Here is a 1,856-nt window from a genome sequence, read left to right on the forward strand (position 1 = left end):
ACATCATCAAAATCTCTTAAGGCTCTAATTCGAGTTAAGAAATGACCATCGATATATTCACAATCATCAATAAATTCGTATTTTTTGCAGGCTCTTGTTGATTAACAGACGCGGTTTCATTTGCAATATTAGAGATAACGGGGGTGTTGTTTGAGATATTTTTCATACTAAGATTCCTAGTTATTTAAAGTTTTCAATTGACACTCTATAAGAGCGCCGGGCGTTGAAAACACGGTAACTAGTCCGTCGTCACACTTTTCTCATAAAAGAGTATTGTATGGTATGACCACACCCGACAAAGCTCTCATATACTAACAAAAGCATAAAAGAAAGTCAGTATTTAAAAGACATGGGAGAGGTCGTATCGTAACCTACCCGCTAGTTATTAAGTGTTTTCAGCACTTGATTAGTCATATAACAAAATACGTATTTATTGTCAAACAATATTTTATCTTTTTTGATATTTTTTCTTATTTTTTTAAATACGTTGTGTATTGATAATATCTTATGCTTATTAATTGCTTCTTTTATATTTATGTGCTTTTAAAGCTATATTATAGGTTTTATGAAACGATTGCGTTATGTTTTGAATCTATACATTTATAATATTTAGAAAAGCTCTCATTATGCGTATTTTTAGCTTTATAACCTATCAATTTTGTCACTAAATGGCTTTTAAGATTTCTGTTAATTTCTTTTAATAACACATTTTAGACTTAACAGCCTTATAGGGACTGTCTTTATAACAAATGCTTTCATTTGCATTTTTGCTTTCTCTATAGTTGTTATGTTCTTTATAGCCATGGCATCATTTTTCATGTTCATAAGAGAAATGATAAATAGGATATATGATAATTGTGATTTATTGCTTATTATGAAAACATCTCAATAGAAACTGATCATTATAGAGATGAGCAAAATTCCTTTTAATAAACTTTTGTCAGTCTTGTCAGTTCTTTTTAGAACCTATATCATTTTTTTTAAATGAGAGAAAATTAAAATCATTATATTTCAATAAGTTAAGTTTTATGATTTTTTCAAAATACAACTTATTAAAACAGCCATAACAAATAAATACAACTGTAAATATATATTTGTCAGTTTATGTCAGTACATTGAATCGACAAAAGTGATCATTTAGTGAATGATTAAAACATGTCTTATGAGAGTATGTGATCTTTTAAAGCCTTTCAAAAGAAAGGGATTATAATCATAATAAATGCTATCAAGACCATTATGGTTATGAGTTTTGGAGGTGCTTTTTACGCCCCCCTTTACATATTTTTCAATAAAAAATAAAAGTCATTATATTTCAATATGTTATTTTTTATCAATTTTTCAAAAAACAACCTATATCAATAGTACAACCTATAAATTCAACTAATGCTCTATGTTTTGTAAGGGTTTTGGGGGGGTAGAAACATTCAAAACCTATAAGTAATATAAGAAAATGAATATACATAACCCTCTTTAAATAAAGCTTCTGATAACAATAAAGCTATCATTTTAGATTACGGTTTAATCTTTTAAAGGCAATGTAAATAAGAGTATCTAAAAGTGCAAGTTTCTTCTTTTTAAATAACGTATGATAAATTATCCTTTTAAAGATTGTATGTCAGCAATTTATAAAAGGGATATAAGAACCTATAGGTATAAAACCTTATACCCCTTATGAGTTTATCATACCCATTATGTGAGCATGCTTTTAAGTTATTCAGTTTCTCTTATTTCCAATTTTGGTAGGTTCTTAACAATTTTCATTGTCTCTAAACTTATGGTAATAACTCTAGAGGGTAGGCAGGGTTGCCAATGGTTTCAACAGCATAACGATTGGCATCATTAACAATGCCACTCTT

Annotated in this window: 1 protein-coding gene; it reads right to left on the reverse strand. The window is 28.3% G+C overall.

What is annotated here, in order from left to right; all coding sequences use genetic code 11:
• Positions 1-34: 34 nt before the first annotated feature.
• Entirely contained in the window at positions 35-166 is a 132-nt protein-coding gene (locus ACFINR_RS09275; RefSeq protein ID WP_375654226.1) for a hypothetical protein, read from the reverse strand.
• Positions 167-1,856 lie beyond the last annotated feature (1,690 nt).

Source organism: Bartonella sp. AP19HLJMH (genome assembly GCF_042196245.1).
GTDB lineage: Bacteria > Pseudomonadota > Alphaproteobacteria > Rhizobiales > Rhizobiaceae > Bartonella.

Coding starts and splice junctions, on each gene's coding strand:
- ACFINR_RS09275 (WP_375654226.1), bottom strand. CDS start 166: ATGAAAAATATCTCAAACAACACCCCCGTTATCTCTAATATTGCAAAT.